The organism is Acidithiobacillus sulfurivorans (assembly GCF_018853815.1).
GTDB lineage: Bacteria > Pseudomonadota > Gammaproteobacteria > Acidithiobacillales > Acidithiobacillaceae > Acidithiobacillus > Acidithiobacillus sulfurivorans.
The window spans coordinates 1-24298 of record NZ_JAAOMP010000169.1 but is presented as its reverse complement, the minus strand read 5'-3'; the positions used below and the strand labels follow the sequence as shown (position 1 = coordinate 24298).

Sequence of the window (24298 nt, the reverse complement as noted above, 5' to 3'; positions counted from 1 at the left end):
GCTGGAGTGGCTGGAGGACGTTGACGCAGTGGTAAGCGCCCGCCGTAGCGCGTGGCTAGGTGAAAGGTCCGTTGATGCGGTGACAGGCGAGGTCGGTGCAGATGATGCTGAGCGGCACGTCCCAGGGTTCGCGGGGGACTCTGTCTAACTGCTGAAAAGCATGACCGACCCCCAGCAGACGCGGGTGTTGCCAATGCTGACGGTGGGACATGCTGGCGAGGCTGCGGTCATAAAATCCCCCGCCCATACCCAGGCGGTAACCTTCTGCATCAAACGCCACCAGGGGCAGAATCAACAAATCGAGATCCTGCGGAGTCATCAGCAAATCGGCTGCCACCTGAGGCTCGGGAATACGGAAGCCATTGGGGCGCATGCGGCTCTCCCCATGAAAAGGCGCGAAACGCAGCTTTTGCGCAAAATTCCCTGATAATACCGGTAAATAGAACCGTTTGTGACGACTCAGGCGATGGTACATCAATGGGAGAGGATTGATTTCGCCCTGCATGGGCCAATAGAGGGCAATCCGCCGGGCCTTTTTGTAATGACTGAGCTGGAGAATTTGACGGGAGAGTGCCAGTGCCGCCTGCTGTAGATGCTGCGGAGAAAGAGACTGGCGTTGCTGCCGCATTGTTCTGCGCAAGCTGCCCTTGGAAACCGGATCGGACGGATCTGGTGCTTCAGTTTCAGAAAACAAAAAACCTCCCGCGATGGTCGTGCGGCCCGCCACCCCAGAACCTGATGAACAGGTGGGAATCCACACATCGCTTCAGGCTACTCCGCAAGGGAGCTGCACACCACGATGATGACTGGGGACTCCCTGGATAGACAGTATTGGTTCAGGAATCGTCTCGGCCACTCGTGCCTCGCAGGAGGCAATTCCAAATTACTCTGAGCCCTTGGCCCTGTCAACCAGTTGCTGCAGACGCTGTTCGACGAGTTGCAGATCATGCTCACGCGCCTGCAATGTCTGCCGGGTACGCTGCAAATCCGCTGCCAGATTCACGGCCACCATCAGGGTGGCGCGCTCCCGGCTGAGCAATTTGCCACGGCTTCTGGCCACCTCCAATTGTTGATTGAGTAGTCGCACGGCTTCCAGCAACAGCTCCCGTTCTTCATCCGGACAGGGTATCTGATAATGCTGATCGAGCAAGGTGACTGAAATTTGTTGCACGGCATTTGTGGGTTTGACTTCGGACACAGACTTCTCCCTGATGATTTTATAGTTCGTTTTCCCAACAATTGACCTGCGCCAGCAGATCATTCAGGCGCAAACAGATTTCTTCCTGACGCTCTTGCAGCATCCGGTTTTCCGCTTTCAGTTTTTGAATTTGGGCCTGCAGGGCTTGCACGGAATGCTTGTTGCGTCCGTCACCTTCCAGTTGTCGACGCAATCCGCGATAATCCGTGATAGCATTCTCCAACTCTGCAAACAGGGATTCATATCGGGATTCTAACACTGCGCCACCCACTTTTAGCCGGACATTCCGACACCGAGTTTACGAAGCACCTCCATCATTTGCAAATTGAAGCAGGTTTGTTGCACCCATGCCCTTATCCGAATCATTGAAACGTACGCGCAGTTTTCGCTTCCGCCTGGGTGTTGCGGCACTGTTGATGCTCCTGGCTATCCTGGGGGTTGTCTTGCGGGTAGTGGACCTGCAGGTATTGCATTACTCCAAATTTCGCGAGCTGGCCTATGACAATCATGTGGCTCTGGTGCCCCTGGCTCCGCCTCGGGGCCTGATTCTGGCGGATCATGGGGAGGTTCTGGCAGAAAACCTGCCCACCTATGCCCTCGAAATCACCCCGGATCAGGTCCCCCATCTGCACCAAAGCCTGCAATTTTTGCAGCATCTTCTGAACTTGAGCCCGGAAGATCTGCAGCAATTTGCCGCACGGCGCGCCGGCAAGCCGGACTTTGACCCCATTGTTCTGAAAGCGGATCTGAATCCGACGCAAATTGCAGCCGTATCCGTCCGCGCCATGGAACTGCCGGGCGTGCGTATTGTCGCCATGATGCATCGCCATTATCCCTATGACGCCTTGTTTTCCCATGTCGTCGGTTACGTCGGACCGATTACCGGGGCTGACCTGAAAGATTTTCATGCCAATAAATATGTGGGTCGTAATTATATTGGTAAAAATGGCCTGGAACGCTATTACGAACGCCAGCTGCGTGGCGTCATGGGTTATGAAATCAAGGATATCAACGCCCGGGGTTTACCAGTGGGCACTCTTCGCCAGATTGCCGCTCATCCTGGTAGTAATCTGATGACCCATCTCCGGCTGCGGGTTCAGGAGGCGGGGGCAGAAGCGTTGCAGGGTAAAGGCTATCGCGGTGCGGTCATCGCCATGGACCCCAATAATGGGGGCATTCTCGCCATGGTCACCAGCCCCAGCTTTAACGCCAACTGGTTTGTGGACGGCATTAGTAATGCGCACTGGCAATCACTGCTCAACAATCCGGGCCGACCACTCATGAACCGGGCGGATAATGGCTTGTACCCGCCGGGTTCCTGCGCGAAGCCTTTTTATACCATTCAGGCCGTCCAGGAAGGCGTGATCAGTCCGGATTTTCATACTTACTGTCCCGGCAATTATCAGCTGGGAGGACACACCTACTGGGACTGGAATCGGGGCGGTTTCGGGGAGACCGGCATCACCAAGGCACTGGCCTGGTCTGTGGATGTTTTCTACTACAAGCTGGCCGTGAAAATGGGGATTGATTTGCAGGACAAGACCCTCTGGCGTTTTGGCTTCGGACAGAAAACGCCCATTGATCTACCCGGTGGCGCAAACGGTCTGGTCCCGACTCCGGCCTGGAAGCGCGCGCATCTTCATGCCCCCTGGTACACCGGTGACTCGGTGATTTTGGGTATTGGTCAGGGCTATCTACTGGAAACACCGCTGCAATTGGTCCGCGCCGTTTCTGCCCTCGCCAATGGCGGTTATCTCGTGCAACCCCAGGTCGCCAAGGCCTTCATTGACCCGCAAAGCGGCAAGACTATTCCTATTCCCAATGCCGCGCCCGTCAATCTGCATATTTCTGCCGAAGCCATGCATGCGGTGCATCTGGGGATGGAAGCCTGCGTCAATACCGGCACCTGCCATACGGTGAGCATCCCCGGTATCAGCATTGCCGGCAAAACCGGTACTGCCCAGGTCCCTATGGGCTATAAAAATGGACACACCATTTACAATAATGACTCGCTGTTTATTGGCTGGGCACCCTTAGACCACCCCAAAATTGCCGTAGCGGTGGTGGTCGAAAATGGCGGATACAACGCCTGGCAAGCCCTACCGGTAGCCCGTGCAGTCATTAAGGCGTATTTGCAGCCGGATCAGACTCCTCCAGCTCCAGCTCCGCAAAAATTATCCACAAAAATGCCGGCAAAGGTTGCTCAATCGGCAGGCGCGCATTATGATGCGCCCCTTAGTCATGGGGAGAAAGGTTCTGTCAACCCTCGCCCCGCTCAATCCACAGCACAATAAGGAGTACTGAAAATGACAGATTTTGCGATTGCGGCCATGCCGCGCGAAGAAAATGGTCGGCGTGCCAGCCGTCGCCTGCGCCGTACGGCCATGGTCCCGGCCGTGCTTTATGGTGATAACAAAGCGGCTACCGGTCTGAGTATTGAAGCGCGTCTGTTGCGCAAGCTTCTGGCTGACGAACGGGCCTACACGCATGTGATCACCCTGGAATTCCCTCAGGGTAAGGAAACCGCCCTGATCCGTGATATCCAGATGCATCCTTACAAGGAAGAAGTCCTGCACATGGATTTCATGCGGGTTCATGCCGGTGAAACCGTGCGTCTGCACGTGCCTATCCACTTCCTCCACGAAAGCACCTGCGTGGGTATCAAGGCCGGTGGCGTACTGCACCGCGCACTGACGGACGTGGAAGTAGAAGCACCGGTTGATCGCCTGCCCGAAGCCATCGAAGTGGACATTGCCAATCTGGAAAAAGGCGAGAGCCTGCATCTGTCGCAGATCAGCGTGCCAGCCGGTGTTATCCTGATTCCCCTCCAGCATGAAGATGACAAGGAAATTGTCTCCATTCATAGCCCCCGTACCGGCGCTGAAGCGGAAGAAACTCCCGAAGCCGCCGAGTGAGGTAAAATGGACTGGTTGCTGGCGGGGCTGGGAAATCCCGGGGCAGAATACGCCCGCACCCGTCACAACGCCGGTTTCTGGGCGCTCCAGACCTTTGCAGAAAAGGCTGGAGCGTCTTTACGTTTGGAGTCACGCTGGCATTGTCTGGCTGCAACTACGCAAGATTCTGGACAACAACTGGGCTTGTGCCTGCCCCAGGAATTCATGAATCGCAGCGGTGCTCCGGTCCAGGCCATGGCCGCTTTTTACAAGGTGCCTGCGGCGCGTATTTTAGTGATACACGACGAGCTCGATCTACCACCCGGTACCGCACGCCTGAAATGGAGCGGCGGACATGGCGGGCATAATGGCTTGCGCGATCTGGATCGGGCACTGGGCACGCGGGATTACTGGCGCCTGCGCCTTGGCATCGGTCATCCCGGGCACAAGGATGCCGTGATAAATTATGTACTGGGCGTGCCTTCGGCAATGGATAAATCCGCGATTGACCTGGCGATTGATCACAGCCTGGCGGTTCTTCCGGAATTTCTTAATGGTCGCAGTGATGCGGCTCAGAAAACCCTGCACAGCGATTAGGAGTTTTTTATGGCTTTGGCCTGTGGCATCGTCGGTCTCCCCAATGTGGGCAAATCCACCCTGTTCAATGCGATCACCAAAGCCGGTATCGCCGCTGAAAATTATCCTTTCTGCACCATTGAACCCAATGTGGGTCTGGTATCCGTGCCGGACCCCCGGCTGCAGGCGCTGATCGAAATCGTCAAACCCCAAAATGTGGTTCCGGCCACCATGGAGTTTGTGGATATTGCCGGACTGGTGGCGGGCGCGGCCCAGGGCGAGGGTTTGGGAAACCAGTTTCTGGCCCACATTCGGGAAACGGACGCTATTGCGCTGGTTACGCGCTGCTTTGAAGATCCCAACGTCGTTCATGTCAGCGGTCAGGTGGACCCGGTGGCTGATCTGGATACCGTGTTGACGGAGCTGATTCTGGCGGATATCAGTACGGTCGAAAAAGGTCAGGCGCGGGTTGCCCGCCAGGCCAAGGGTGGCAACAAGGATGCCATCGCCGAAGCCGCTGCCATGGCCCGCCTGCTACCGCATCTCAATAGTGGCAAACCCGCCGCGAGTCTCAGCATGAGTGCTGAAGAAAAAGCCCATTTGCGTGGCCTGTTTTTGCTCACCATGAAACCCATGATGGTCATTGCCAATGTGGCGGAAGATGAAATTCAGGATGGGCCCTGGCGTCCACTTCTGGAAGCCTGGGCGGGCGAACGCCATGCCAGCGTGGTTCCGGTGTGTGCAGCCATTGAATCTGAACTGGCCGAACTGGAATCTGAAGAGCAAAGCGCCTTTCTGCAGGATCTTGGACTGGAAGAACCCGGACTGAACCGTATCATCCGCGCGGCCTATGGCTTGCTGGGCCTGCAAACCTATTTTACGGCCGGGGTCAAGGAAGTACGGGCCTGGACCATTCCCATCGGGGCCACTGCCCCCCAGGCTGCTGGCGTCATTCATAGTGATTTCGAGCGGGGTTTCATCCGCGCCCAGACCATCGCCTACGCGGATTTCGTCCAGTACCGGGGGGAGCATGGTGCCAAGGAAGCGGGCAAAATGCGTGCGGAAGGTAAGGATTATGTCGTACATGATGGGGACGTACTGAATTTTTTGTTTAATGTGTGATATGGAGGCCTGTTGAGCCAGGGGATTAACCTGCTGAAGGGGAAACTTTTCTCTTAGACTCAGCAGCATCAGCAGGAGGTGGTCCCACATTAATCAGCGGGGCCAACTCCTGCAATGCCTGCCAGTAAACCTGTCGTTTAAAGGCGATGATTTCCCGGGCAGGCATCCAGTAATCTACCCAGCGCCAGGTTTCAAACTCGGGATGCTGAGTCGTCAAGGTGTTTATTTCGGCCTCATCTCCTTCGAAACGCAGCAAAAACCAGATTTGTTTTTGCCCGCGATAACGACGCCGCTGGGCACGATGCCGGGAACAGGGAACCTCGTAACGTAACCACCCCTGAGTCCGCCCAAGAATACAGACCTTGGCCGTACCCACTTCCTCTTCGAGCTCACGGAACATGGCTTGTTCTGGTGTTTCCGCATGATCAATTCCACCTTGCGGAAACTGCCAGGCATTCTCACCCCGGCGTTTGGCCCACAACACCTGATTGTGTTCGTTGCAAATAATCATGCCCACATTGGGGCGATAGCCGTCTGCGTCTATCATATTCATCGTCTCTACCGATGCCTTTTGCCCAATATAGCACGAGGCAGAGCCAACGTCAGTCTGTCAGACTGTGTAAAATTTCGAGAGGATAGCGATTCCCGGCCAAATAATCCGCCATACAACGCTGCACCATGACATTACGCAGGTGTTCGCTCTGCACCTGTATTTCTGCCGGGGTCATCCACACCGGACCAATAATTCCGGTATCCAGCGTGTAGTCTGGACGCTGGGCACCCAACTTCCCGCCAAAAGCGAAACGCAGGTAGGTCAAATCTTTGGCGGGGTGCTCCCAATGATAAATGCCCGTGAGATATTCGGGCTCAAAGGCATAGGCCGTCTCTTCCAGGGTTTCCCGTACGACCGCGTCAAGCAGGGTTTCACCAGGGTCCCAGTGACCAGCAGGCTGATTGAAACATCGGCGTCCTTCTACCATTTCTTCGACCAGTAAAAAACGCCCCTCATGCTCCACAATTGCAGCAACTGTTACATGCGGCTTCCAGACCATGGTTATGACTCCCTTTGCCGTTCGATTTCGCTGAGTTCCCGCCACTGTCCTGGAGCCAGATCATCCAAAGTGAAAGGTCCGAATGCCTCCCGATGCAGGCTCAACACCAAATTATCCAGGGCCGCAAACATACGCCGCACCTCGTGATAACGTCCTTCATGGAGGGTCAATTGTAGTTCAGTCGTGCCGAGCGGGATCATTTCTGCCGCTTTGCACGGGCTATGCTCTCCCTCCAGCAGCAAGGTGCCCGAAGCCAGTATGCCGGCTTCATGGCCCTGCAAAGGATTTTCCAAAGTCACTCGATACCGGCGCGGAATGTCATAGCGGGGACTGGTCCAACGATGTAGCCAGTCTCCATCATCGGTCAGCAACAACACGCCGCTGGTTTCCCGATCCAGACGTCCGACACTGCTAAAGCTGGGTCGCCGGTAGCGCCATCGCGGTGGAAAATCCTGATAAATGGCACGAGGATCATCATGCGCACAGACCTTGCCGAGGGGTTTGTGATACAGCACATAGAGAGGATAGGGATGATCCAGAGGCTCTTCATCGATCTGCACACTGGCTGGTTCTACCTTGGTAGCCGCCTTGCGCAGCGGCATTCCATCCGCTAACACGCGCCCTTCACGCAGTAAATCACGCACTTCCGAGCGGCTACAATAACCCAGTCGGGAAAGCAGATGATCTAAACGTTCGCTGGAATGCGCCATGCGGACAGTTTAGCCTGCCTGCATGGCTGACGGAAACCCCCGAATTGCCTATGATATAGATATCGCTCCTGAAAGGAATTCACCATGCAGTCCAACTATACTCTCCCCGCCGAATGGGCTCCGCAGTGGGGTGTGCAACTGACCTGGCCCCATCCCGAAAGCGATTGGGCACCCCGACTGGATGAGGTCCTTCCGGTTTTTATGCAGATTGCCCGAGAAATCAGTCTGCGTGAGCATCTGCTGGTGGCCTGCCATGACCGCAAAAGTTTACGGGATTGTGAACAGCGTCTGGAGAATGCGCACGCCAACATGTCCCACTGCCATCTGTATCTGGTGCCCAGCAATGATTCCTGGGCGCGAGACCATGGACCACTCACCCTCACCAACCCGGCAGGAGAGCGTAAATTGCTGGATTTTGGCTTTAATGCCTGGGGCCTCAAGTTTCGCGCCGACCTGGACAATCAGATTACGCGTCATCTCCATGCCCAACAGGCTTTTGGCGAATGTTCCCTGGAGATTTCAGGGATGGTGCTGGAAGGCGGCAGCATTGAAAGTGATGGGCATGGCACTTTACTGACGACCAGCGCCTGCCTGCTTTCCGCCAATCGCAATCCACAATGGTCGGCCTTGGACATTGAAAGCGCCTTATGCCAGCAGCTTGGCATGCAGCGCGTACTCTGGCTGCATAGTGGGCATCTGGAAGGCGATGACACCGATGCACACATCGATACTCTGGCGCGCTTTTGCAATCCGCACACCATCGCGTATCAAAATTGTGATGATCCCAACGACAGTCACTTTGCCGCCTTGCAGCAAATGGCTGCCGAACTCAGCGCCCTGCACAGTCATGATGGACAGGCTTACCATCTGATTCCCCTCCCCTGGGCACAGGCGCAATGGGATGAGGAGGACAACCGCTTACCTCTGACTTATGCCAACTTTCTGATCCTCAATGGAGCGGTCTTACTCCCCGTTTATGATGATCCTGCGGATAATATTGCCATCCAGCGTCTTCAAACGGCTTTTCCAGACCGCCAAATTGTGCCTATCGCCTGTCTGGAACTCGCCCGCCAACATGGCAGCCTGCACTGCGTGACCATGCAGCTGCCGGAGTAAGGTCTGAGCTGAGTCATGCGTGTTTCAGGCAAATAGTCTCAGATATGCGTCATTGCCAGAATAAGCCCGGAGAAACATCGTTTTTTACGGAGGGCAATGGCAAGGCACAATGATCCACCAAGATGTTCCCCTGAGGTTTTACCTTGCAGTTCAGATTGTATGCCTTGATGGGTAGTGTCTGCGCCATGGCTGCCTGACAAGCCTGTTGATCCTTGCCGGGACAGGTCTGATTAAAACCCAGTAGACTCGCCGCCGCCCAGGCATGAATGGCAGGAAGATTTTCACTGAGAGCTGCCGGATTCCTGACTAAAAGAGATAGGCGAGCTTCGGGGTCCAAGCCAGCAGGGGCCTGCCCACCAGACATACCAAGATAAAGATTATCAACCAGACCCATGACCTGCACATCGCCTTGATGATTAAGAATCATCAGGGATTGGACCTGAGCATTATGCGGCTGGAAGCCCCAGATCAACTCGTTACCATTTTTCAATGCGAGTCGTGGCAGAGGAAACAAATCCATCCCTTGCTTCAGCCGTTCCAGCAGAGGAACCGTTGTAGACCCATCCTGAATATACGCCTTACCCGCAAACTGCTGCAGACTGGACATTTTAATGGGTACGCGCAGGGATTTTTCTATTTTTGCCAGATCCCAGGACCACTTGCGCATCACCTTAAGCACACAGTTGCCGTTATCACCACATTGCTGCAAGGCGATCTGGTAGGATTTATGACCATTGAGCAACTGCCTACACACGGGCGTACCAACACCCGCTGATCGCAGATCACGAACGTAACTAACCCCTACCGTACTATCCAATAGTGGCAGATTGTCTGTCCACTTTTTAGGCTTATATTCACAAATCGCTTTTTGGGTAGGACTAAGAGTACCTTTGCAGGTAGTTGTGATGCTATCAGGTGTTTTTGCCGCAATTGCTGGGCAATTTAAGGAATCGTCAGCCGCATACGCCATGCTACCAAAACTGAGAAGCAAAGCTGTAAATTGCGCTATAAAAGATGATATTTTCATCTATTTTATCTCCAGATTAGTACAAATTCAAAGTGCTATGCCCAGTCCAGATATCGCAAGACACATTGCAAGACAAGGTTTCCATTATAGGCCAGAGACGCTTTGGCTGATGCACAAGGATCACCCTGCGATGGCAAGTAATGATAATTAATAGCATCTCGCAACATTTGTGCCCGCGCAAGAAAACGACTTTTATATTTTGCATAACGCCCAACAGCGAGATTTTCAAGTTCTTTTGCTGCACCCAACCAGTCAGCCTGATAAAAAAGATGCGCAACACTGGATATATAGGAATGAAACTTCATGTCCGTCAGCACAGTTTGTACAGAAGCAGGCATGGACCAAAAATTCATATTTGGAAAAGAGTTCTTCTTGAACAATGCTGCGGCATCCTCGGCGTAACCATGCCTAACCGCTGAAGAAATAAATTCGGCATTTTCTTCGCTCATATAAGGATATTTACCATTATCACTGTAATAGTCATTTAATGACGATATCGCAGAATTTTTTGTTTTTCCAATAAATGGTCTGACTTTATCTAATATCAATTCAATATCTACATCATCAGGCTTACCATATTTCTTTTGTTCGGTATCCATATACCGTCTCAACCCTTTAATAGTTTGCTGTCCCAGGTCTACACCTTCACCTACCGTAACACTACTATTGCCTATCGCTTTCTGGTACTTTTCTCCCGTTTTTTTATCTTTCTTATATCGCGGCCCAAGATTCTCGCCTGTCTCCACATTGGTTCCAAACGCCCCGGGCACATAAAAATCATACATCATGCCTTCGGACTTCTGGATAAAATGATAATCCACCCGGTCCAGCGGGGTACAGTCAGCAACTGCAGCTACTGCAATGGCTTTGTCACTTCTGTAGCAATAATTCAACTCAGCCAGTCGTTTGCCATAGGCATCCGTTAGGCAGAAAATATCGCCTTTACACTGGAGAGTCTCTTCCTTCCATTCAGACTGCGTTGTAGTCACATTATTTAAAGATTGATGATAATTTCCTTCTTTATTCATTCTATTCGTCAATTGATTATAATCATGGGATACCTGTCGATCCATTTTTGCCAGCTGCGCATCCTGACAAACCGCTTTTTCAGTTTCAGTTTTTGCTGTTTTACAGTTGTAAGAAGTAGTATATTGAGTTGCATGTGCAAGCTGTGAGAAAAAAATACTTATCAGTAATATCCCACGCAAATGTTGCCGATATTTACAGAAAAATTCCTGCTTGTCTTTATAGACTCCATATCTCATGAATTGTATTCCTCAAATATGAGCGCAGTCTTTCACAAGACCCATAGAATATCAAAGGTGGCCGGACAAAGCGCCATTGATAATCCTCAAGGTGCACAATCTATAGTTCTAATGATAACAAGCGCCCAGCTCCGCTAAACGTTTTCCGTAAGCATCTGTTATACAGAAACTATCACCTTTGCACTGAATTTTCTCTTTTTTCCATTTTTCCTGAGAGACAAGGAGATAACTGAGATTTTTTTGATGATTTCCACTTTTTTTCATATTATTTACTAATTCATCATATTCCTGAGACAATTGCAGATCCAGGCTTGCCAATTTTTGGTCCTGGCAAATCACCTGTTCTGTTACGGTATTTGCAGTCGTACAGTCGAATGAAGTGGCGTATTGCGTGGCCATTGCCCCTTGAGAAAAAAACAAACCCATCAACAAATAGCCGCTTAACCATAATCGATGTTTAGTTTTAAATTTTTCTGATATACGCTTTGCTGCCGATATTAAATGACGATCATAATTTTTAACACTATTACCCGTTTCAAGCGATTTTTTCTGAGGGATCATACACTTTGTTTCCTTATTCAGCAGTCATTGGAATCATGGTTAATGCTTGCTTTAATGCATGCAAGCATTTCATGCCATTGATTTTAACGACTTCTTAAACAAAATGTTAGATGTTCTTTAATCACATAAAAGATCATCCATTTGGATGTTTTATCGGATTTTTTTTGCGACCAGAATACTGCAGGGCAAACTTCTCAGGAGGGCTTTGGCAACAGATCCTTCCAGCCAGTGGCCAAAAGAAAATTGGGGAATATGACCAATCACCAGTAAATCAGCGTGGATTTGTCGGGCATATTGGGCAATGGCTTCAGCAGGGCTCCCCTCAACCGCATGAGTATACACGCTCAGCCCATCCGTACGGAGCTTTGTAGCGACCTCGTCCAGCCGGGTACGAATAGCTTCCCCTTCCCTACTCAGCATGTCTTCGGCACCCGCCGCTTGTGCCATCGCCATACCGCCGGTATTGACAATGACGCCAAACAAATGCAGTTCAGCCTGCGTGAGACCTGCAATCTCTGTCGCCTGCTGTAACGCGATACCACCAGAAGCACTCCCATCGTAAGCGACCATCACTTTCTGGAACATCAGCTTCTCCTTGCCTCTGCTTCCCGCTTTGGTGTACGAATAATCAACAACAAAGGGAAAATCGCCAGCGTCATCACCATCATCAGCCAGAAGTTATCCATATAGGCAATCATACTGGCCTGCCGGGTAATTTCATTATTGAGCAACAACTGCCCCATACTCGAATGAGGATTATACAGTTCTGCGACAGCAGGGTTTGCATAACCCGGATTGCGACCATCAATATGCGCCGCCAGCGTAGCGTGTGCAATTTGGGTATTGCGGGTCAGCAGGGTCTCCACCAAAGAAATCCCCAGGCTGCTGCCGACATTGCGGACCAGACTATATATAGCGGTACCGTTGGCGCGCATCTGGGGACTGAGCGTGGCGAAAGTAGCCGTACTCAATGGCACGAACACCAGGCCAATACCCAGGCCCTGCCAGACACCGGGCCAGATCACATCACCCTGACTGATCACCAGACTGTAACCTTGCATTTCCCAGAGAGAAAATGCCGTTACACCAAAGCCAATAGCCAGCAACAGGCGCAAATCCACCTTACCCACCAGCCGACCTACAATGAGCATGGCGAGCATGGTGCCTAAACCACTGGGAGCCGTTACCCACCCGGCAGCCTCGGCCGTGTAACCCATCAGATCCTGCAGCATGGTGGGAATCAGGGCCCGCGAGGCAAAAAGCACCACGCCTACAATAAAAATGAATAGCAATCCGGTCACATAATTGCGATTCAAAATCAGACGATAATCAAAAAACGAGTGCTCGGGTGGAGTGCGCCAGGTATGCCAGATAAAATAAATGGCTGCAAAACCGGCCAGATAGGCTTCCACCCAGATTTCCACCGAACTGAACCAATCCAGTTGTTGTCCCCGGTCCAGCAATAATTGCAGACCGCCAATGGCCAGACTGAGGCTGACAAAACCGGCCATATCAAAGCGCATGCTGCGTCCCGGCGTATCGGCCGGAAACGATTTCCAGATACCCCAAAGTGCCAGGATACCTACTGGAACATTGATGAAAAAAACCCAGCGCCAGCCCATGCTGTCGGTCAGCCAGCCACCCAGAGTCGGGCCAACAATCGGTCCAACCATGACCCCCATACCCCACAATGCCATGGCCGAGCCCTGTTTTTCCCGGGGATTGATGTCCAGCAAGGTGGTTTGTGAAAGCGGCACCAGGGCAGCACCAAATACGCCCTGAAATACTCTGGCAATGACAATTTCGAACAAGGAGGTGGAAATACCACACCACATGGAGGCCAGGGTAAAACCGGCCACTGAGGCCAGGAAAATATTGCGCTTACCAAAGCGATCCACCAGCCAGCCAGTCAAGGGCGTGGCGATGGCGGTTGCGACAATATAGGATGTCAGCACCCAGCCGATCTGATTGAGCGAAACTGACAAGCTGCCCTGCATATGGGGCAGGGCCACATTGGCGATGGTGCTGTCCAGCGTCTGCATGATGGTGGCGAGCATGATGGCCAGGGTAATCAGCGGACGGTTCAGTCCTGAAGCATCCATGGGGACCGATGCCGTGCTCATGGAATGGGATCTTCCAACGTCCTTTGCAGTTGCTGAAGGACTCCCGTTATCTGGCGTAGTACCTCCACGTCCAGTTCTTTGAGTTTTTCATGGCGGAAGTCCATCGCCACGCGGCGCACTTCCGCATACACCTCGATACCCTCTGGCGTCAGCAGTACGCGGCGGATACGACGATCATGAGCGTCTATTTCCCGGCGCAGCAGTCCCGCGCGCTGCAGCCGATCGAGCATGGCCACCACGGTTGGTTGTTCTACCGACAGACAATGGGCCAACTCGGTTTGAGTCATTGGTGCAGGGGCTTTCGCCAGATAAGCGATGCTTAACCAGCTGGCCTGGCTCAGACCCAAACCTTTCAGTCGGCGATCCAAAGCGTGTCGCCAGGCTCGCGCAGTATCATGCAGCGCCAGAGCAAAATCCTGCTGTAACTGTTCCTCTGACATGCCCCCTCCCAGCTTGTTCATTATATAGTTCGATCTCTTATACTTAGCCATCTAAGTAATTGCAAGAAAAAAATCGGCAGTGGGCGAGGCCGCATTACAGCAACTTTGCTCTACGCCGATTTCAGGTTGAATCCATCAGGCGATTTTTTTACCTTCAATTTCTACCCGAATCTGAACTTTGTTGGAGAGCCCTTCAGGAAGATAGGCTTTCATGCCGTAATTACTGCGCTGAATGGTAGTAACGGCAACAAATCCGGACAAATAGCCCCCCCAAGGCTTGGGAAGATAGTTCACATCGCCAGCGCCGGTTTCCCTGACACGAAACATCATCGCCCGAGTGACACCATGCAGGGTCAACTTGCCATAGAGATCGCCCGTCGTTTTGCTGATCGGCTGATAACGGGTGCTGACAAAAGTCACATCAGGATATTTTTTGACATCAAAAAAGGTCGGACTGCGGAGATATTTATCGCGAGGGGCGAAGTTTGTAAAAATGCTGGCCGCCGGGATGACAATTTTGGCCGTGTCTTTGGCCGGATCCTGAGTGTTGACGGTATAAGTACCAGAAATCTTGTTAAAACGTCCGCTAAAGGGACCAATACCCACATGACCAATGGTAAAATAAGCAGCGGAATGCTCTGGATCAATCTGATAGGTGCCACTCGGGTTACCCGTCAGCGCGTGGTAATGCCCCACCGCAGCTGTGGCCGGTGCAGTTGTCGCTGCCTGGGCTGCTTCCTGCGTCATCCCTAAACCAAGACCCAAGCTGATGGAAATGATGAGTAATTGTTTTGATCGCTTGTTTTGCATAATTGTACCCTCTTTCAAATTACCTGAACCACCATCATGCTGGTAGTCAAAGGATTATAGTAGCTATCTCCGAGTAAGCATCAGGAACTTTCAGCAAGAAGGGTCAGCAGAACCAGAGCGGAGTTGATTTTTCACCCGACGCCAGTCCGGCATGGCCGCATCGAGGATACTCTTGAAACGACCATTGTGCAGGCGCTCCAGTAAATGAGCCATTTCATGTAATACCACATATTCCAGACAAATTTCTGCGTGGCGGGCGAGCTCCAGGCCGAGCCAGATGCGCCGCGCGCGGATGTTGCAGGTACCCCAGCGAGTGCGCATGCGTTTAACGCCCCACTCGGCCACCTGCACACCCAGAATCGGTTCATAGCGGGCAACAATCCCCGGAATGCGGTCTTTCAATGCCTGACGATAATACTTGTGGAGCAAGGCCTGACGTTCAGCCTGTGCAGCTTCGGGCGGACAGTACATCTCCATAAAGGCAGAGTCGCGTAATTCAATACGGCCGCGACCGGCCACTTCATGCACCCGGAGTATGTAGTTCTGTCCCAAATAGGAATGGGTTTCGCCGGATTGATACTCCAGAACCGGTGATGGAGTCTGCTGCTGAAATTGCTGCTGGTGCTGCTTGATCCAGGATAAACGGGCCAGGATGGCCGCACGAATGTCTCCATCTGTCATCGCCCAGGGGGCACTTACCCTTACATCCCCGTCAGGGGGAAAAACCATAATGCGCAAATTCTTGACCGCCTTGCGCGTCAGCTGCACGTTCAGATCAGCCACCTGAACAATGGTTTTTTCCGGATTGCGCATGGGCCGCATCAGGAGAATCGATTCAGGCGATAGGTCGCGGCATTCAGATACAGAGCCACGCAAAGCCAGAGTAAATAAGGCACCAACAACCAGGCGGCCAGCGGCATGATCAGCATAAAAACCAGGAAACAAGCCAATACCAGGAGCAGAAGTAAAACCAGGTCTGCCAAGGCCAAAAGCACCTGATGCCGCCCAAAAAACAGCCATGACCATGCGGCATTACAGAGCAACTGCAGGCCATACAAAGATAAACCCACTGTCCGCAACGGACTTGCCGGGCTGACATAAATCAACGCTGCCGCAAAAGCCATGATGATGTACAACAGCGTCCAGATCACTGGAAAAACCCAGGGCGGAGGCGTGCCTTCGGGCTTCTGGAGGCGCGTATACCAGGCATCTGGTCGAAACAGTGACCCCGTTGTCGCCACCGCCAGGGTAATCGCCAGACTAATCAGGGAAACCAGTGCGAAGTGATTCATGTCCATCTAAGTCGTCGCCCCGCCAAGAAAATGGAATGGCAGATTTTCAGGAATCTGCAAATTTTATTGCCCTGCAGTGGTTCCGGGGATACCCACAGAAGCCTTCCACTGCTGCATCTTGCTGATCAGCGGTGACTCCGCGCAAGACTGGGCACTGAGAGCACTACAGGCACTGGCCCATTCACCAGTTGCACCAAAAAATTTGGAGGCAGATTGCATTTGCTGGGCCTGAGCGCCGCTCGCCGTGGCACTCATGCTCTGATATTGCGTAGCACGCGCTTTCGCCCAATCTGACACATTCTGCCAGCAGGCACTCTGCGCTGACGAACTTAAAGCGGCACATTTGGTGCTGTCCTGCCGAGCTTTGACCATATCCTGCTGCCATTTCCCGGAAAAGGAGGACGTTGCCGCATTGAGTTGCTGTTGCACTGCGCCTTGGGCATTGCTGACTGCCTGATCCGCAGAATTTTTGGCATTTTCCACCGTCCGGGTGACCGGTTGGGTGACAGATTGCGCGGCGCTGGACAAGGCGGAGGTAGAGGATGCCAGAGGCGTCAAGGGTAAAGTCGTTGACGAATAATTCACGCCGGGTGCCGAAGGAGCGGGTAAAGTTTTTGGCTGCGACAGAGGCTGGACAGGAACCTGCAAGATGGGCGCGGGTGCTCTGTAGCTGGATGGCGTAGTAATAGCCGAGGGCACAGGATAAGTATTTTCGGCCTGCGGAGCCAAGCCATTATTCGTCGCTGAACCACAGCCAGACAGGGCCAAAATTACTCCTGCAAACAACCAAGAACTCTGAATGCGACGCATACGAAACCACTCCTTTTGGAATTATGAATACCTGATCATGGTCACAAGCTTATCATCACTTTCCACACACTCAAGCACTTATCGTTGTGTAATGCTTCCTGCAGCCACCTTTTTTCAGAATGAATGGCCGATAACTGCGTTGACCAGTGCCCGGCATATCCCTAGAATGTGGACAATCTATGCGGGAGGGGACACCCTCCCTTTTTTGCATCTTCCATGGCAGACGAGGTGAGAAAGTGCAGGCGGTCCTGGCATTGGCAGACGGCAGTATCTACCGGGGTACAGGTTTTGGCAGCAGTGGTCTGGCCATCGGTGAAATCTGTTTCAACACGGCGATGACGGGTTACCAGGAAATTTTGACGGATCCTTCCTATCGCGGCCAAATTGTGACATTGACCTATCCACATATTGGCAATACCGGGATCAACCCCGAAGACATGGAAGGATCAAAAATATTCTGCTCGGCTCTGGTACTGCGTAATTTGCCCCGCACCCCCAGTAACTGGCGCAGCAGCCAGACTCTCCCCGATTTTCTGACCCGGCAGGGTATTCCTGCCATTGCCGGTATTGATACCCGCGCACTCACCCGCCGCCTGCGCAATGGCGGTGCCCAGAATGCGGCTTTGCTGGTTGGCGCTGAGGTGAATGAAAGCGAAGCCCTGGCTGCCGCGCGCGGATTTCCCGGTTTGCTGGGTCGGGATCTGGTTCAGGACGTGGCAGCGCAAAAAACATCAGAATGGCTCCTTGCGAGCGGCCTGCCTGAACAGGGTTATCAGGCGCAACCCATCAGCCATCCGCAATATCATGTGGTGGTATACGATTTCGGCAAAAAGAACAATATATTGCGCCTGCTCGCCGACCGTGCCTGCCGGGTTACCCTGGTACCTGCCAAAACGCCAGCCGCTGAGGTCATCGCCCTGCGCCCGGACGGTGTGCTGTTCTCCAATGGGCCGGGAGATCCCGACGCCCTCGATTATGCCCAGCAAGCCATGCGCGAAATCATTGCAGCACAAATACCCACTTTTGGGCTCTGCCTGGGACATCAGTTACTCGGCATCGCCTTGGGTGCCAAAACCATCAAAATGAAATTTGGGCATCATGGTGCCAATCATCCGGTCAAAGATCTGCGCAGTGGTCGGGTATTAATTACCAGTCAAAACCACGGTTTTGCGGTGGACACCCAAAGCTTGCCGGACTCCGTGCGTATTACGCATACCTCCCTGTTTGATGGCAGTTTGCAGGGTATGGCCCATAACAACCTCCCGGTTTTTTCCTTTCAGGGACATCCGGAAGCAGGACCCGGCCCCCACGATGCCAGCATCATTTTTGATGATTTCGTAGCTGCCATGCATCAATACGGAGCCCACACCCATGCCTAAGCATCAAGATATTCACAGCGTCCTGCTGATTGGCGCCGGCCCCATTGTCATCGGTCAGGCCTGCGAATTTGATTACTCGGGAGTACAAGCCTGCAAGGCACTGCGCGAGGAAGGCTGCCGCGTCATTCTGGTCAATTCCAATCCGGCGACCATCATGACCGACGCGCAAACGGCTGATGCGACCTATATTGAGCCCGTGGAGTGGCAGACGGTAGCGCGCATCATCGAAATGGAGCGCCCGGATGCCATTTTGCCGACGATGGGTGGTCAGACCGCCCTCAACTGTGCGTTGGATCTGCACCGTGAGGGCATTCTGGAAAAGTTCGGGGTGCGCCTGATCGGGGCCTCGGTGGAGGCCATTCGCGAAGCCGAGGATCGGGGGCTGTTCAAAAAAGCCATGCAGGAAATTGGCCTGGAAGTGGCCCGTTCAGCTTTTGGGCACGATATGGACGGAGCCCGCCAAATTGCCGAAGATATTGGTTTTCCGGTCATTATCCGACCTTCCTTCACCCTGGGCGGCACTGGTGGCGGTATTGCCTACAACCGCGAGGAGTTTGAGGATATTGCCTCGCGGGGTCTGGAGGCCAGCCCCACCCACGAAATTCTCATTGAAGAATCCATTATTGGCTGGAAAGAATTTGAAATGGAGGTGGTCCGGGATCAGGCAGATAACTGCATTATTGTCTGTTCCATCGAAAACATGGATCCCATGGGGATTCATACCGGTGACTCCATTACCGTAGCCCCCGCCCAGACTCTGACTGACCGCGAATATCAGCGGATGCGTGACGCCTCCATAGCTGTTCTGCGCCGCATTGGCGTGGACACAGGCGGTTCCAATGTCCAGTTTGCGGTTAATCCGGTGGATGGGCGTTTGATTGTCATCGAGATGAATCCGCGCGTTTCCCGCTCGTCCGCACTGGCATCCAAGGCTACCGGCTTTCCCATCGCCAAAATTGCGGCCAAGCTGGCCCTGGGATACACCCTGGACGAATTGCGCAATGATATCACCCAGGCTACTCCTGCCAGTTTTGAACCGACCATCGACTATGTGGTCACCAAAATACCCCGCTTTGCTTTCGAAAAATTCCCGGAAGCTGACGCGCACCTGACCACCCAGATGAAATCGGTGGGGGAAGTGATGGCCATTGGCCGGAGTTTTCAGGAATCCCTGCAAAAAGCTCTGCGCGGCCTCGAAACCGGGGTCGATGGACTGGATGAAAAGCTGTTGGGTAATGATCCAGAAACCTTGCAGAAGCTGGAGCAGGAGCTGCGCATAGCCGGCCCTGATCGCCTCTGGTACTTAGCCGACGCTATCCGCCGGGGCTGGGATCAGGACAAAATCCAGCAGACCACGCATATCGACCCCTGGTTCCTCGAACAGATTATTGAGCTGGTACAGCAGGAAGAAAATCTGCGTGGAATGCCTCTGGCCAGCCTCGATGCGCTCCACTTGCGAGCACTCAAAGCCATGGGTTTTTCGGATCGTCGTCTGGCCCGACTGCTGGGCTGCCGGGAATCCCAGCTGCGCGAACAGCGCCACAAACTGGGCATTCGGCCCGTTTACAAACGGGTGGACACCTGTGCGGCGGAATTTCATTCGCCAACCCCCTATCTCTACTCCACTTATGAAGTGGAATGTGAGGCGGAGCCTGGAACCAAACCCAAAATCATGATTTTGGGCGGTGGACCCAACCGCATTGGTCAGGGCATTGAGTTTGACTACTGTTGCGTTCATGCCAGCATGGCGCTCCATGCAGATGGTTTTGAAACCATCATGGTCAACTGCAATCCGGAAACCGTATCTACCGATTACGACACTTCTGATCGCCTCTATTTTGAGCCCCTGACCCTGGAAGACGTGCTGGAAATTGTCGCAGTGGAAAAACCTCAGGGCGTCATTGTTCAGTTTGGCGGCCAGACCCCTCTCAAGCTGGCCAACGATCTTGAAGCAGCCGGTGTACCCATCATCGGTACGACTCCGGACTCCATTGATCTGGCTGAAGATCGCGAACGCTTTCAGCAACTGCTGCAGCGCCTGGGTCTCCGCCAGCCGGAAAACGCCATTGCCCGCAGTGCTCCGGAAGCATTGAGTAAAGCCAAGGAACTGGGTTATCCGCTGGTTGTTCGTCCCTCCTATGTACTCGGTGGCCGCGCCATGCGTATTGTTTACGCTGAAGCAGACCTGCAGCGTTACATGGAAGAAGCCGTCCGCATTTCCAATGATCAGCCCATTCTCCTGGATCGATTCCTCAATGATGCCCTGGAAGTGGATATTGATGCCGTTGCCGACCAGGACGGTCAGGTCATTGTTGCGGGGATCATGGAACATATTGAGCAGGCTGGCGTTCATAGCGGCGACTCGGCCTGCTGTTTGCCGCCCTACTCTCTCCCTGAAAACATCCAGATTGAATTGCGGCGGCAAACTGTAGAACTGGCTCTGGCTTTGGGCGTGGTTGGCCTCATGAACTGCCAGTTTGCGGTGCAGGAAGACCGGATTTACGTCCTTGAGGTCAATCCCCGTGCCTCCCGGACGGTCCCTTTTGTCTCGAAAGCTACGGGCTGGCAGCTGGCTAAAATTGCCTCACGCTGCATGACCGGCCAGAGCCTGAAAACCCAAGGCATACCTGAAATTCCCAATCCTCCGCATTTCAGCGTCAAAGAAGCCGTATTTCCCTTCATCAAATTTCCGGGCGTTGATATTTTGCTGGGGCCCGAAATGAAATCTACCGGCGAGGTCATGGGCATCGGAGCCAGCTTTGGCGAGGCTTTCCTCAAGGCACAAATGGGTGCCGGTGAGCATTTTCCATCCTCCGGAACCGTATTTATCAGCGTCCGCGATGCCGACAAGGCTAAACTTACCCCTGCCGCTCGCACCTTGGCCCACTTGGGTTTTCAACTGATCGCTACCAAAGGGACAGCCGAATATCTCCGCCAGCAGGGACTGGAAGTAAGCACAGTCAACAAGGTGACCGAAGGTCGGCCGCACATTGTAGATGCCATCAAAAATGGTAAAGTACAAATCATCATCAATACCGTGGATGAGCGTCAGTCTGTGCGTGATTCCTTCAGTATCCGCCGGGCTGCCTTACAAATGGGCCTGACCTATTACACCACTCTGGCAGGCGTCATTGCGGGGGCGGAAGCTATTCGTGCCCTGATGCGTGAAGAGCGCAGTGTTCTTCGTCTCCAGGATTTGCAACAAAACTAACCAGTACGAGAGGTTAACATGAGCGATAAAGTCCCCATGACTGTCATCGGCGCACAACGTTTGCGCGAAGAATTACAACGGCTGAAATCCGTAGAACGGCCCACCGTCATTGAGGCTATTGCCGAAGCCCGTGCCAAGGGGGACCTTTCGGAAAATGCCGAATATGATGCCGCCAAGGAGCAGCAGGCGTTTATTGAAGGACGCATTCGTGAGGTGGAGGATTTTCTCGCCCGCGCCCAGGTCATAGACCCCAAGACCCTGAATACCGGTGGAAGAATCGTATTTGCCGCAACCGTCGATCTGGAAGACGCGGAAGGCAAGGAAGTCACCTATCAGATTGTGGGAGATGCCGAAGCGGACATTAAGGAAAATAAAATTTCCATCAGTTCGCCCATTGCCCGCGCCCTGATCGGCAAACACGAAGGTGATCTGGTAGAAGTGCATGCGCCTGCGGGTGCTCGCGAGTACACCATTCTTGCCGTTCGATTCGAATAAAACCAGCCTGAGAGCATCCTATTGTGATCCATCATATCTACCTGTTGTTGCTGGCCATGCTGCAAGGGGTTACGGAGCTGTTTCCCATCTCCAGCCTCGGGCACATTATTCTGGTTCCGGCCCTGCTGCACTGGCCCATCAATCGCGACGCCGACTGGTTTTTGCCTTTTGTGGTGGTCCTGCATCTTGCCACCGCCGCCGCCCTCCTGCTGTTTTTCTGGAAAGACTGGGCAGCCCTGATTGGTGGCTTTGTACGGGCGCGGGGCAAACCCAGTAATCCCCAGTCGCGATTATTGTGGATACTGTTCATTGCATCCATTCCTGCGGGTATTCTCGGCCTCCTTCTCGCCCATAAAATCCGCTATCTTTTTGGCGGTTTCACTTTTGCGGCCGTTGCATTGATGGTAAACGGAGTCATGCTGATCTGGGGTGACCGATTACGCGCCCGTCATCCCAGCCATTCACTGGATAACTTAAGCTGGATGCGCGCCATCATTATTGGCTTTGCTCAATCCATGGCTTTGATCCCCGGCTTTTCCCGTTCAGGTGCCACTCTGGTGGCCGGGATTGGCGTAGGACTGGATTATGAAAATTCTGCCCGCTTTTCCTTTTTACTGGCAACACCGATTATTGCGGCTGCCGGTGCGTTGGAAGTACCCAAACTTTTTCACGCTCATATGCAAAGCGGCTTGCTGGGAACCATTTTTCTGGCGGGAGCCCTCGCTGGACTATGTGCCTGGGGTTCGGTCTGGTTTCTGATGCATTACTTCCATAAACATGAAGTAACCGCATTGCGCCCCTTCGGAATTTACTGCATCGGATTCGGGGCGCTGGCACTGCTGATTGGCGGCTAAAAAACTGCGCTTGGAAAGCTCAGGAATGACTATCCGGAGAAAGTAATAAGGCCATGCGTTTACCATTCCAGCTCTGGATGGCCAGAATAACACCCACTGCGGTGAGAATGTAAAACACGCCTTGGTCTCCCGCGAGGCCAAGACCCCATCCTCCCAACACGCCTCCTACGAAAATACCCAGAAACTGCATCATGGAATAAACGCCACTGGAAGCACCACGCTGTTCGGGAAGCGTGCTGCGGCTCATCATTGAGGGCAATATCGCCGAAGCAATATTATAGCCGGCAAAGAAAATAACCGCGCCAATGCCTACGGGCCAAAAATGTCCGGACTCCAGTCCCATGATCAGGGATCCAACCGCAATAGCGAGGCCACTGACAATCAGCATCTGCCCGTGCTGCTTGTTTTTTTCCGCATAAATTACCGGAAACAGCATGAGCAGCACCGAAAGCAGCATGACCGGCAAATACACTTCCCAGATGCCACTTTCGGGAATGTGCATGGCATTGACCAGCTCTGGAGAAAGCACCACAAAGCTCGCGCCCAGAACCATCTGCAAAATGAAAATTCCAACACTGGCCGTGAGTACCGGTGGATGGCGGAACATTTTCATGGCATCTGCCCAGCTACCCATACGATTCTGCTGCGCGTGCGCAATAGGTGGAATAATTTTCCAGAGCGGATATAGCGCCAGCACGCCCAGAGCCGCCGCGACCAGGAACACCCCGGTCAAGCCCCAAAGTCCGTAAAATACTGGACCGATAGCAATACCCAGCACATAGGCAACGGCAATACTGCCACCAATGGCCGCCATGGCTTTGGTACGATGCTGATCGCCGGTCAGGTCTCCAGCCGTAGCCAGAAGCACCGAAGACACGGCGCCGGCACCCTGCAGTAATCGCGCCAGAATAATGCCATAAATATTGTGGGTAACTGCGCCCAACAAGGAGCCCAGAATAAAAAGAATAATCCCGAACACCAGCACTTTTTTCCGTCCAAAGCGGTCGGAGGCTGCCCCGAAAGGGAACTGCAGTGCGGCCTGGGCAAGCCCATATACCCCAATAGCCAGGCCCAGCAACAGGGGCGTACTGTAACGTAGCTGATCATTATCCAGGGCCAGCACTGGCATGAGCATAAACAGGCCGAGCATGCGCGCGACGTATATAAAGCTCAGGCCACTGACAGCCCGTTTTTCCAGAGGACTCATGGACGGGCCTTTCACCCGTCCACGGCGTTTTTCAGAAGAAGCCATAACCCATCACCAATTTACCAAGGATCAGGGCAGTATAAAGCAAAAACAGGTAAGAGATGGAATAAGCGAACATGCTGCGGGCGTATTGATCCATTTCCTGGCCTTCGGGCA

26 protein-coding genes and 1 other RNA gene are annotated in these 24298 nt (G+C 53.2%); 9 read left to right on the top strand and 18 right to left on the bottom strand.

The annotated features are described in order from the left end of the window. Positions 1-55 precede the first annotated feature (55 nt). The 4 genes from HAP95_RS15955 to HAP95_RS15940 form a co-directional block, all read right to left on the bottom strand. A complete protein-coding gene (locus tag HAP95_RS15955; protein WP_226832857.1) occupies positions 56-694 on the bottom strand; it encodes a 5-formyltetrahydrofolate cyclo-ligase in 639 nt (212 codons plus the stop codon). A 1-nt stretch (position 695) separates the two neighbouring features. Further along, a non-coding RNA gene (gene ssrS, locus HAP95_RS15950) (6S RNA) lies at positions 696-875 on the bottom strand. A gap of 8 nt (positions 876-883) precedes the next feature. Further along, positions 884-1198, bottom strand: a complete 315-nt coding sequence (locus tag HAP95_RS15945; RefSeq protein ID WP_215885118.1) for a cell division protein ZapA — start codon at positions 1196-1198, stop codon at positions 884-886. A gap of 19 nt (positions 1199-1217) precedes the next feature. Beyond that, the gene (locus HAP95_RS15940; RefSeq protein ID WP_010636921.1) at positions 1218-1457 is read right to left on the bottom strand and encodes a hypothetical protein; all 240 of its coding nucleotides are present in this window, start codon (positions 1455-1457) and stop codon (positions 1218-1220) included. 88 nt (positions 1458-1545) lie between these two features. On the opposite strand from HAP95_RS15940, the gene mrdA reads away from it, so the two are divergent. Genes mrdA through ychF form a run of 4 tightly spaced genes read left to right on the top strand, consistent with a single transcriptional unit; the run spans position 1546 to position 5790 of the window. Next, positions 1546-3492: a penicillin-binding protein 2 gene (gene mrdA, locus HAP95_RS15935; RefSeq protein WP_215885117.1), complete on the top strand. Its 1947-nt coding sequence runs from the start codon at positions 1546-1548 to the stop codon at positions 3490-3492. Between the two features lie 12 nt (positions 3493-3504). Next, entirely contained in the window at positions 3505-4113 is a 609-nt protein-coding gene (locus tag HAP95_RS15930) for a 50S ribosomal protein L25/general stress protein Ctc (RefSeq protein WP_215885116.1), read from the top strand. Positions 4114-4119: 6 nt separating this feature from the next. After that, positions 4120-4689 (top strand): aminoacyl-tRNA hydrolase, encoded by a 570-nt coding sequence (gene pth, locus HAP95_RS15925; protein WP_215885115.1) that lies wholly within the window; start codon positions 4120-4122, stop codon positions 4687-4689. A 9-nt stretch (positions 4690-4698) separates the two neighbouring features. Continuing rightward, entirely contained in the window at positions 4699-5790 is a 1092-nt protein-coding gene (gene ychF, locus HAP95_RS15920) for a redox-regulated ATPase YchF (protein WP_215885114.1), read from the top strand. A gap of 25 nt (positions 5791-5815) precedes the next feature. Here the strand turns inward: ychF and HAP95_RS15915 are convergent, their stop codons facing one another. From HAP95_RS15915 to HAP95_RS15905, 3 genes are read right to left on the bottom strand one after another with little or no spacing between them, the layout of a single operon-like run. Further along, complete coding sequence (locus HAP95_RS15915) at positions 5816-6337, bottom strand: RNA pyrophosphohydrolase (RefSeq protein WP_215885120.1); 522 nt, start codon at positions 6335-6337, stop codon at positions 5816-5818. Between the two features lie 55 nt (positions 6338-6392). Beyond that, positions 6393-6842, bottom strand: coding sequence for an NUDIX hydrolase (locus tag HAP95_RS15910; protein WP_215885113.1), 450 nt, complete (start codon positions 6840-6842; stop codon positions 6393-6395). Between the two features lie 2 nt (positions 6843-6844). Continuing rightward, complete coding sequence (locus HAP95_RS15905; protein ID WP_215885112.1) at positions 6845-7552, bottom strand: pseudouridine synthase; 708 nt, start codon at positions 7550-7552, stop codon at positions 6845-6847. 84 nt (positions 7553-7636) lie between these two features. Here HAP95_RS15905 and HAP95_RS15900 point away from each other — a divergent pair, with 84 nt between their 5' ends. Beyond that, complete coding sequence (locus HAP95_RS15900) at positions 7637-8668, top strand: agmatine deiminase family protein (protein ID WP_215885111.1); 1032 nt, start codon at positions 7637-7639, stop codon at positions 8666-8668. Between the two features lie 49 nt (positions 8669-8717). Here the strand turns inward: HAP95_RS15900 and HAP95_RS15895 are convergent, their stop codons facing one another. From HAP95_RS15895 to HAP95_RS15850, 10 genes are all read right to left on the bottom strand, one after another. Beyond that, on the bottom strand, positions 8718-9422 hold the full coding sequence (locus HAP95_RS15895) for a hypothetical protein (protein ID WP_215885110.1): 705 nt from the start codon (positions 9420-9422) through the stop codon (positions 8718-8720). 308 nt (positions 9423-9730) lie between these two features. Further along, positions 9731-10960, bottom strand: a complete 1230-nt coding sequence (locus HAP95_RS15890) for a pesticin C-terminus-like muramidase (protein WP_215885109.1) — start codon at positions 10958-10960, stop codon at positions 9731-9733. A gap of 108 nt (positions 10961-11068) precedes the next feature. Then, positions 11069-11521: a lysozyme inhibitor LprI family protein gene (locus tag HAP95_RS15885; protein WP_215885108.1), complete on the bottom strand. Its 453-nt coding sequence runs from the start codon at positions 11519-11521 to the stop codon at positions 11069-11071. A gap of 150 nt (positions 11522-11671) precedes the next feature. Beyond that, positions 11672-12106, bottom strand: coding sequence for a universal stress protein (locus HAP95_RS15880; protein WP_215885107.1), 435 nt, complete (start codon positions 12104-12106; stop codon positions 11672-11674). Then, positions 12106-13644, bottom strand: coding sequence for a DHA2 family efflux MFS transporter permease subunit (locus HAP95_RS15875; protein ID WP_215885106.1), 1539 nt, complete (start codon positions 13642-13644; stop codon positions 12106-12108). The genes HAP95_RS15880 and HAP95_RS15875 overlap by 1 nt, the downstream gene beginning before the upstream one ends. Continuing rightward, positions 13641-14084, bottom strand: coding sequence for a MarR family winged helix-turn-helix transcriptional regulator (locus HAP95_RS15870; protein WP_215885105.1), 444 nt, complete (start codon positions 14082-14084; stop codon positions 13641-13643). Before HAP95_RS15870 ends, HAP95_RS15875 begins: the two co-directional genes overlap by 4 nt. 135 nt (positions 14085-14219) lie before the next feature. Next, entirely contained in the window at positions 14220-14894 is a 675-nt protein-coding gene (locus HAP95_RS15865) for a YceI family protein (protein ID WP_215885104.1), read from the bottom strand. Between the two features lie 90 nt (positions 14895-14984). Continuing rightward, complete coding sequence (locus HAP95_RS15860) at positions 14985-15707, bottom strand: M48 family metallopeptidase (protein WP_226832856.1); 723 nt, start codon at positions 15705-15707, stop codon at positions 14985-14987. Between the two features lie 8 nt (positions 15708-15715). Further along, positions 15716-16192 carry a TspO/MBR family protein gene (locus HAP95_RS15855; protein WP_215885102.1) on the bottom strand — a complete coding sequence of 159 codons (477 nt, stop codon included), beginning with the start codon at positions 16190-16192 and terminating at the stop codon, positions 15716-15718. A gap of 57 nt (positions 16193-16249) precedes the next feature. Further along, the gene (locus HAP95_RS15850) at positions 16250-16996 is read right to left on the bottom strand and encodes a hypothetical protein (RefSeq protein ID WP_215885101.1); all 747 of its coding nucleotides are present in this window, start codon (positions 16994-16996) and stop codon (positions 16250-16252) included. Between the two features lie 236 nt (positions 16997-17232). On the opposite strand from HAP95_RS15850, the gene carA reads away from it, so the two are divergent. Genes carA through HAP95_RS15830 form a run of 4 tightly spaced genes read left to right on the top strand, consistent with a single transcriptional unit; the run spans position 17233 to position 22935 of the window. Further along, a complete protein-coding gene (gene carA, locus HAP95_RS15845; RefSeq protein WP_215885100.1) occupies positions 17233-18375 on the top strand; it encodes a glutamine-hydrolyzing carbamoyl-phosphate synthase small subunit in 1143 nt (380 codons plus the stop codon). Then, a complete protein-coding gene (carB, locus tag HAP95_RS15840) occupies positions 18368-21586 on the top strand; it encodes a carbamoyl-phosphate synthase large subunit (protein WP_215885099.1) in 3219 nt (1072 codons plus the stop codon). Before carA ends, carB begins: the two co-directional genes overlap by 8 nt. A gap of 18 nt (positions 21587-21604) precedes the next feature. Beyond that, positions 21605-22081 (top strand): transcription elongation factor GreA, encoded by a 477-nt coding sequence (greA, locus tag HAP95_RS15835; RefSeq protein WP_215885098.1) that lies wholly within the window; start codon positions 21605-21607, stop codon positions 22079-22081. Positions 22082-22104: 23 nt separating this feature from the next. Then, the gene (locus tag HAP95_RS15830) at positions 22105-22935 is read left to right on the top strand and encodes an undecaprenyl-diphosphate phosphatase (protein WP_215885097.1); all 831 of its coding nucleotides are present in this window, start codon (positions 22105-22107) and stop codon (positions 22933-22935) included. A gap of 19 nt (positions 22936-22954) precedes the next feature. Here the strand turns inward: HAP95_RS15830 and HAP95_RS15825 are convergent, their stop codons facing one another. Beyond that, positions 22955-24142: an MFS transporter gene (locus tag HAP95_RS15825; RefSeq protein WP_215885119.1), complete on the bottom strand. Its 1188-nt coding sequence runs from the start codon at positions 24140-24142 to the stop codon at positions 22955-22957. Positions 24143-24298: the final 156 nt, after the last annotated feature.

Excerpts from the sequence above, each read along its gene's own strand:
- greA (WP_215885098.1), top strand. The coding sequence starts at position 21,605 with ATGAGCGATAAAGTCCCCATGACTGTCATCGGCGCACAACGTTTGCGC.
- ychF (WP_215885114.1), top strand. The coding sequence starts at position 4,699 with ATGGCTTTGGCCTGTGGCATCGTCGGTCTCCCCAATGTGGGCAAATCC.
- HAP95_RS15880 (WP_215885107.1), bottom strand. The coding sequence starts at position 12,106 with ATGTTCCAGAAAGTGATGGTCGCTTACGATGGGAGTGCTTCTGGTGGT.
- HAP95_RS15930 (WP_215885116.1), top strand. The coding sequence starts at position 3,505 with ATGACAGATTTTGCGATTGCGGCCATGCCGCGCGAAGAAAATGGTCGG.
- HAP95_RS15870 (WP_215885105.1), bottom strand. The coding sequence starts at position 14,084 with ATGTCAGAGGAACAGTTACAGCAGGATTTTGCTCTGGCGCTGCATGAT.
- HAP95_RS15910 (WP_215885113.1), bottom strand. The coding sequence starts at position 6,842 with ATGGTCTGGAAGCCGCATGTAACAGTTGCTGCAATTGTGGAGCATGAG.
- HAP95_RS15905 (WP_215885112.1), bottom strand. The coding sequence starts at position 7,552 with ATGGCGCATTCCAGCGAACGTTTAGATCATCTGCTTTCCCGACTGGGT.
- carB (WP_215885099.1), top strand. The coding sequence starts at position 18,368 with ATGCCTAAGCATCAAGATATTCACAGCGTCCTGCTGATTGGCGCCGGC.
- HAP95_RS15900 (WP_215885111.1), top strand. The coding sequence starts at position 7,637 with ATGCAGTCCAACTATACTCTCCCCGCCGAATGGGCTCCGCAGTGGGGT.
- HAP95_RS15875 (WP_215885106.1), bottom strand. The coding sequence starts at position 13,644 with ATGAGCACGGCATCGGTCCCCATGGATGCTTCAGGACTGAACCGTCCG.
- HAP95_RS15855 (WP_215885102.1), bottom strand. The coding sequence starts at position 16,192 with ATGGACATGAATCACTTCGCACTGGTTTCCCTGATTAGTCTGGCGATT.
- HAP95_RS15850 (WP_215885101.1), bottom strand. The coding sequence starts at position 16,996 with ATGCGTCGCATTCAGAGTTCTTGGTTGTTTGCAGGAGTAATTTTGGCC.
- HAP95_RS15860 (WP_226832856.1), bottom strand. The coding sequence starts at position 15,707 with ATGCGCAATCCGGAAAAAACCATTGTTCAGGTGGCTGATCTGAACGTG.
- HAP95_RS15890 (WP_215885109.1), bottom strand. The coding sequence starts at position 10,960 with ATGAGATATGGAGTCTATAAAGACAAGCAGGAATTTTTCTGTAAATAT.
- HAP95_RS15825 (WP_215885119.1), bottom strand. The coding sequence starts at position 24,142 with ATGAGTCCTCTGGAAAAACGGGCTGTCAGTGGCCTGAGCTTTATATAC.
- pth (WP_215885115.1), top strand. The coding sequence starts at position 4,120 with ATGGACTGGTTGCTGGCGGGGCTGGGAAATCCCGGGGCAGAATACGCC.
- HAP95_RS15865 (WP_215885104.1), bottom strand. The coding sequence starts at position 14,894 with ATGCAAAACAAGCGATCAAAACAATTACTCATCATTTCCATCAGCTTG.
- HAP95_RS15915 (WP_215885120.1), bottom strand. The coding sequence starts at position 6,337 with ATGATAGACGCAGACGGCTATCGCCCCAATGTGGGCATGATTATTTGC.
- HAP95_RS15885 (WP_215885108.1), bottom strand. The coding sequence starts at position 11,521 with ATGATCCCTCAGAAAAAATCGCTTGAAACGGGTAATAGTGTTAAAAAT.
- mrdA (WP_215885117.1), top strand. The coding sequence starts at position 1,546 with ATGCCCTTATCCGAATCATTGAAACGTACGCGCAGTTTTCGCTTCCGC.